Below are 6,671 nucleotides of genomic sequence, written 5' to 3'. Positions count from 1 at the left end.
AGTCCTGCCTCGGCTGATGGTGGACGCTACGGCGAGGTCAGCGGACCGGATAGCGACTTCGCAGGCGTAACAGGGTCGACTCGATGCCTGCTGCGTTTGCCTTGACGAAACCCGTTGCCGCATAGAACTTGATGAAATCCTTGAGCCACCCGGTGTCGCGGTAGTCGAAGGTCTCCACCACGCGCGTCAGGCCTGGGGCGACGCTCTCGAACTCCCAGCGCCAGCGATGCCCCAGGGGGTGACGCCATTCGATCACCTGATCGGGAATCAGCCGCGTGATCGTGCTGGTGATGCGGTAGGGCAGCCCGAGACGGCGCATCTTGGTCGAGAACCTACTACCTTCAACCACGGCCGTTGGCACGCTAACGTTGCCCACCACGGTGCCGGAGCCATCCAGTTCGGCATGCCGACGCGGGTCGGCGGCAATGGCGAACAAATCCGAGGGGCTGGCACCCACCAGTACGGCCCTACTCACTTGTCGCGATCCGGCGTCGACCATGTCGACAGCCGTTGTCCTTGATGTCATATTGATTGTGCCTTCGGTTGAGAATCGCGTGCGCGGCTCTTGCGGCTGGGAACGGCTCAAGAGCCTGCCGATCGTCACGATCACGCCGCGATTGACCATCTGGGGTCAGATGACCCACAAATGTACGATAGCAATCCGACGGGAATGCGTCCACGCCGGCGTTGCCCGAGGGCGCCAAATCCCTTGACCGCCAGCGCCAGCGAAAGTCATCGGCGGTCACAGTCGCTAACCTCGTCGACAGAAGCGGTATCCGCATGCAAGACCAACGATCCTCGAAGGGGAGTGCCACATGTCTGTTTGGTTCATCACCGGCGCGTCGCGCGGGTTCGGCCGCGAGATCGCTCGCGAGGCCCTTCGGCGTGGTGATCGGGTCGTGGCCACTGCGCGCGATGCCGGCAGCGTGAGCGCGGCATTCCCGCAGGCGGATGATCGGCTCTTCGCGGTAGACCTGGACGTGCACCTACCGGATCAGATCAACGCTGCAGTCGATGCGGCGATCGAACGGTTCGGGCGCATCGATGTCTTGGTCAACAACGCGGGACGCGGGCTGGTGGGCGCGGTCGAGGAAACCTCTGACGCCGAAGCACGTGCGGCGTTCGACGTGAACGTGTTCGGCCTGCTCGACGTGACCCGGGCGGTCCTGCCTCATCTACGTTCGCAACGCTCTGGCCTAATCGTCAACCTGTCCTCGGTTGGAGGATTCGTCTCGTGGGCGGGGTGGGGTGTCTATTGCGCCACCAAGTTCGCCGTCGAGGGACTCTCGGATGCGATGGCGCAGGAGTTGGCGCCGATGGGCATCCGGGTGACCGCGATCGAACCCGGGCCGTTCCGTACGGACTTCCTCGACGCAACCAGCCTGCACGTGGCGGACGCCCAGATCGCGGACTACAGCGAGAGCGGCGGAAGCGCCCGCAGTTGGGCGGTGGAATCCAACAAGGAGCAAGCCGGCGATCCTCGCAAGGCCGCTGCGATCATCGTTGACCTTGCGGGTCGCCCCGACCTTCCTCCTCGGATTCAGCTGGGCGCGAATGCCATCAACGACGTGGCCGCCAAGCTCGAGCGCACCGCCAAGGACCAGGAACAGTGGCGAGACATCGGCCTTTCGGCGGATTACTGATATCCCCCTCAGTACCGGAGGGAGCCTCGCGGTCGGCACCCGCACCAGGGGGAGACGCTGGTCGATTCGATGCGGGAGCCGGGCGGTGTGGCACCTCTCCCGGACGTTGGTCCTATACGACGAGCGCGGCTGCGGTCGCATGTACCGCGCGGCTCGGCTGGGGGCGTAACGACCCCGCCTATCGAAAGGTCTACGCGTCAAGGTCTACGCGTCGCAGTTTCAGTCGCGCGCCATTCTCACTGCGTCGACCACCAGCGGAAGATGCGGTCTAGCGCCTCTCCAGCCGAGACCTCGGGCGCATCGGCAGCAACCGAGCTCATCGTGAGATCGGCAATGTTCGTCCAGTCAACGGTGGCCACGCCGTTCCGGTAACCACATACGACAATGCCTTGGCCTTGCTGCGGCGTCCGACCGCGGTGCCACGGTCCTGGCGACTGAAATCCACCGGGACAGTCAATGATTCGTAGTCGGCGCATTGATTCGACGAATCTGGTAGCCAAATCAACCTCGTCGCGATAGGCGACGAGTGTTGCGGCCGTTGGGCCACCGGCGTCGACACCGGCCGAGCACTGGATGCTGGCGAGCGCATCCGGTGGAACTGCGGTCGCGGTGCACCCATCGGCATCGAAGCCGCCGGGAAGGGACCGCAAGAGCAGTGCCTGGGCCAGTGGCTTGGGTGCCGCTACACCGGGGGCTGTCGTACGTGTCGATGACGCGGCGGTGGCTTCCTCGGCGAAGCGGCCGAGGAGCACCGAAGCCGCGACGGCCGCCACGGCAATGACGATCGCGCCCGCCCCGAACGCCCCAGCCAGCGGGGTGCGTCGGCGCTCGACTTCCACGCCGTCGGCCTCGCAGACGTCGTCGGCGAATAGCTCCGACCATTCGGCTTCGTTCTCGGCCCGTCCGCCCGACTGCCGACCCGGCCCGGATGGGATCGGGTCGAAGTTCCCTCGGCTGAGGACTTTTGGGCGGATCACGGTGTGCTACTCCTGCGTAGTATCGGGGGCGCTACCCGACGGCGTTCTTTTCCTGCTCCCATAGAGACGCCTACGGCTGCGGAAGCGTTTCCTTCACGGGATTCGAGGCGGACGGACCGCTGTGCCCTTTGGTGACGTGCTTACGGAGGAGACCGGGTACGCATGCCGGTAACCGGCGAGACCGTGGGGACTACCGTCCGTTCTCGATCCGGTCCCAGACGGACTCGACCAAGAACATCACCAGATCGACTACTCGCTCCCGAGTGAGCTGTGAGCCGCCCTGCGTCCACTCGGCGAGCAATCGCTCGGATGCCGCGAGCAGACCGATGCAGATATGCCGCCGGTCCGGGTCATCACCGGGCGGCAGCGACTCAGCCATCAAGGCTGCGAACGTGTCAAGCGCTGCCTGACGCTGTCGACGGCACTCTGGCCCCGCAAGCGCAATCTCCCTAAGCTTGATCCGCGCCCGCCCTGGAGCTTCTTCTAGCCACCGGGTGAGGGTGTCCAGCATCGCCCGGACGCCGTCCTTGGTCGAGCAGCCGGTAGCAGCCATCGCAGCATGAAGCACGACGGCTTCCTCGTCGATCACCTGCTTGTAGACCGCGGCCAGCAGTGAATCCATGTCGGCGAAGTGCTCGGTGAAGAAACGTGCCTCCAAACCGGTGCGACGCAGCACCGCCCGCATCGTTGTACCCGAAAAGCCATTCTTGCCGAAGAGTTCGAGTCCAGCGCTGATCAGCGTCATTCGACGCCGTGCGGCGGCGGCGCTTCCATCGTCTCGCATGACCCTCTCCCGGTATCGAGGCGGCCGCGTCGAGGGCCTTCGCCTACTCCCTATCTGAACGCAGATGACTCCTGATGCATTCCGCGGGTGATCCAGTGAAGGGAACATCAACCACAACCGGCGGTTTCACATGGCGATCGACTTCAGAGCGGGTGGCACGACCGTCTCGCGGCCAGGTCGTAGGTGGGGGCGTCGACTACCCGGTCGGGGTTCGAGGCTAGCCACCACTCACCCAAATGGACCTTCGGCGCGACTCATCGACGCGAACGCACCGGCTCCTTGCGGGGTTTGGCCGAGGTCGGCGCCAAAGGGTGCGGGGGCGTCGGTCGATCCGACGACACGTGCTCACTGACCGACTCGAACAGCATCATCACCAGGTCCACGACACCCTTGCGGCTAAGGCCGCGCTCGCCGTCCAGCCAAGCGTTCGCGAGTTCGTATGTGGCGGCGACCAGACTCACCGCAATTAGTTGCCGGCTGCGCTTGGCACCGCCAGGTAGCAGATCCGCGACGATCGCCGCCATCGCGTCCATGTCCTTACGGCGTTGGGCTCGAGATGCGGGACCGGCGCTGAGCACCTCGTGCAGCTTGATTCGGGCGCGTCCCCTGTCTCGATCCAAGGAGCGCATCATCACCTCGAGTACCGCTCGAGCGCGATCCGTGGCTGATCCGCCTGTAGCGGCCGTCACTTCCCGGCACGCGACCAACTCCTCCTCGACGATCCGTGCGTGCACCGCTGCCAGGAGCGTATCCAGGTCCGCGAAACTCTCGTTGAAATAGCGGTCCTGCAGCCCCGACTGCCGCAGCACCATACGGATGGAGGTTTCGGCGTATCCGTACTCGCCGAACAGCACATAACCCGCGTCGATGAGACGCTCGCGCCGCTCCGCGATCCGCTGGGTCGCGGACTTGCCGTCATAGTCCCTCATGGCGTGTCTCCGTTCGCCGCCCTGGATCGGGTCTGCCTGGTCAAGCATATAACTGATCTGGTGACGGGAAACGTCCGATGACGACTCACCCCGGTTCGTCGCCAGCCCCCGTGGGCGACGGTGTACGACGGCGACGCGGTGCGGGGGCCGAGCCTCCCACTCTGACGAGCCATCGCAACGAGGAGTGGTCATGCCCGGAAAGCCATCAACCGGGTCGCTATCTGGCAGCGCGTTCGTTCAGAAGATAGGTCGTTGCCCTGAATGCCGTTGCCCTGAATGTCGCTGCCCTGAATGTCGTTGCCCTGAATGTTGCCCTGAATGCCGTCAACACCACGCTTGCTGCGGACTACGGCCGTCTCGAATTTGTGCTCAGGACGCCAGATGGCTTGCCCCACGGCGCCACGCACTCGTCCGCGTCAGGTAGTTCGGATAGCCTCGGCCGGCGGGACTTGGCTCCCGCCATCGGTCGCGGCCACAAAGGGTCGGCCGTTCGACGTCCCAGCCACCCCAGGAAACGAGAGAGATGATGGCGACACCCCCGATCTACAGCCAACTGTTTGCAGACCTCGCTGCAAAACCTCCCACCCCGACGCTGGACGTCATCAACGCCACGGTCGAGATCGTGAGCTTCTACGAAGACATTTGCGTGCTTCGGGGGGTGGTTCCGCCCGGCTCGGTCGTACCGATGCACCGGCACGACGACTTCGAGGACTTCTTCATTCTGTCCGGCCGGCAGCAGGTCTTGGTGTCGGATGGCGAATCGCTGGCGTGGCGCGAGTGCGTTGCCGGTGACTATCTGCGCATCCCTGGACACGCCGTGCACGCACACCGGAACGTCTCCGATGAACCGGCCGTCGACATGATCATCACCACCGCGCGGCTTGGAAGGTTCTTCGAAGAAGTTGGCCGCCCGGCAACGGAGCCGCTGACGCCGCCGACGGACGCCGAACTCGCTCACTTCCTCGCGAAGTCAGCAGAGTACGGCTACGTGCTGAGCACGCCAGAGGAGAACGCGCGCTACGGGATCGACCTGCCTGCGTTCACCGCGTGAGGGTGCCATGGTGGCGCTGCGCCGCTGCAGGCAGGTGGGTGGGGACTCACAGCGAGATGTCCGCACCCACCTGCGCCTTGGGCATCGTCGACCTGGTCGGCGGCCGTCACACGTCGATGCGAGACGCGTCCCTTCGCACGTCACTCGGTCGAACGCCGTAACGATCGCTGAAGTCTCGGGAATGGTGCGCTGCACTGCGGTACCCCCACCTCTTCGCAACTTCGCCGATCTTGAGGTGGCGCAGGCTGGGATCCGTGAGATCCCGATAGCTCGCGGCGAGTCGTTGCTCCCGAACCCATGTACCGAAGGTGGATCCGCCATGAGCGAACACGCGGTACAGCTGCCGAACCGAGATCGCGCATGCGGCAGCGACGTCAGCCGGTGTCAGCTCGGGATTGCCCAGCTGATACCGCGTCTCACGCTGAACGTGGAGCAAGGTCTGCGCATGCGGGGAGAGAGGAGAACGGGAACCGGCGATCTGCTGGAGCGTGGCCCCCAACAGATCGAGACCTGAGTCGAGGAAGCGACCCGTGAGGGCAGACTCGGTCCAGTCGGGGTCCACGACCGTCACGAAGAACGGTGCCAACACGCGGCCCGCGACGCTCGAGGCGTCCACACGGACTGCGGTGATCGCCGAGGAGTGCACGCCCGCGGCGTTGAGACGACGACGAGGCACGCCTATGAGTACGTGCTCGAACCGATCGCTGCCGCTCAATTCGATTGCATAGGGCCGTGACGTGTCGAGTAGGGCGATGTCGCCGGGCTCGAGCGTCGCACGTCGACCATCCTGAGCCATGCGAACGGTCCCGCGTAGGTGGACGGCCACCAGGTAGTCGTTTCGAGGTCCCCGGCGGATGTCGCCGGGCGTTCGATAGCTCGTCATCGGGCTCCCCGTGAAGTGTGCGATCGACAGGCCGTCCAGTCGTCGGTGGCGGTAGGACCCGACGACGAAGTCAGCGGGCGAGCCTGCGACACCGGGGTGCAGCCGCACCTTCACCAGTTCCTGCTCGAGTACGGCTCCCAGCTCGCTCACCGCGCGGGGCAGAGCCGAACCGCTGACCTTTCCCTCGGCGCTGAACAGTGTCTTCACGCAGATTCCTCCCGGGTCGGTCGCCGTTGGTCAACGGGACCCAAATCTGATGTCATTCGCCATCTGATTCTACAACGCGGCCCCGACCGATTTGTTCCACTTATCTGGTAGCACGTGCCGTACGTTGAGCGCGGTCATGCCCCGAGTGCCCTTGCATCGACCGTGCCACGCTCTTTCACGACGGTGCCTGCTTCTTT

At 64.7% G+C, this 6,671-nt stretch carries 8 protein-coding genes; 2 read left to right on the top strand and 6 right to left on the bottom strand.

Going from position 1 to position 6,671, the window contains the following annotated elements:
- Positions 1-37 precede the first annotated feature (37 nt).
- Entirely contained in the window at positions 38-526 is a 489-nt protein-coding gene (locus ABW137_RS22035; RefSeq protein WP_526403573.1) for an SRPBCC family protein, read from the bottom strand.
- Between the two features lie 289 nt (positions 527-815).
- Between ABW137_RS22035 and ABW137_RS22030 the strand changes: the two genes are divergently transcribed.
- Positions 816-1,643, top strand: coding sequence for an SDR family oxidoreductase (locus tag ABW137_RS22030; protein WP_526403569.1), 828 nt, complete (start codon positions 816-818; stop codon positions 1,641-1,643).
- A 236-nt stretch (positions 1,644-1,879) separates the two neighbouring features.
- Here ABW137_RS22030 and ABW137_RS22025 read toward each other — a convergent pair whose 3' ends face one another.
- The 4 genes from ABW137_RS22025 to ABW137_RS22010 all read right to left on the bottom strand — a co-directional run bounded on the left by ABW137_RS22025 (position 1,880) and on the right by ABW137_RS22010 (position 4,728).
- Positions 1,880-2,620, bottom strand: a complete 741-nt coding sequence (locus ABW137_RS22025; protein WP_526403568.1) for a hypothetical protein — start codon at positions 2,618-2,620, stop codon at positions 1,880-1,882.
- 190 nt (positions 2,621-2,810) lie between these two features.
- Positions 2,811-3,404, bottom strand: coding sequence for a TetR/AcrR family transcriptional regulator (locus tag ABW137_RS22020; RefSeq protein WP_526403567.1), 594 nt, complete (start codon positions 3,402-3,404; stop codon positions 2,811-2,813).
- Between the two features lie 254 nt (positions 3,405-3,658).
- On the bottom strand, positions 3,659-4,333 hold the full coding sequence (locus ABW137_RS22015; protein WP_526403566.1) for a TetR/AcrR family transcriptional regulator: 675 nt from the start codon (positions 4,331-4,333) through the stop codon (positions 3,659-3,661).
- A gap of 188 nt (positions 4,334-4,521) precedes the next feature.
- Positions 4,522-4,728: a hypothetical protein gene (locus tag ABW137_RS22010; protein ID WP_526403565.1), complete on the bottom strand. Its 207-nt coding sequence runs from the start codon at positions 4,726-4,728 to the stop codon at positions 4,522-4,524.
- A gap of 131 nt (positions 4,729-4,859) precedes the next feature.
- On the opposite strand from ABW137_RS22010, the gene ABW137_RS22005 reads away from it, so the two are divergent.
- Positions 4,860-5,384, top strand: coding sequence for a cupin domain-containing protein (locus ABW137_RS22005; protein WP_526403564.1), 525 nt, complete (start codon positions 4,860-4,862; stop codon positions 5,382-5,384).
- 106 nt (positions 5,385-5,490) lie between these two features.
- Here the strand turns inward: ABW137_RS22005 and ABW137_RS22000 are convergent, their stop codons facing one another.
- On the bottom strand, positions 5,491-6,474 hold the full coding sequence (locus ABW137_RS22000; protein ID WP_526403563.1) for a helix-turn-helix transcriptional regulator: 984 nt from the start codon (positions 6,472-6,474) through the stop codon (positions 5,491-5,493).
- Positions 6,475-6,671 lie beyond the last annotated feature (197 nt).

The organism is Mycobacterium sp. (genome assembly GCF_040509115.1).
GTDB lineage: Bacteria > Actinomycetota > Actinomycetes > Mycobacteriales > Mycobacteriaceae > Mycobacterium.
The sequence above is the reverse complement of the archived record's forward strand: the minus strand, read 5'-3'. Positions and strand labels throughout refer to the sequence as shown.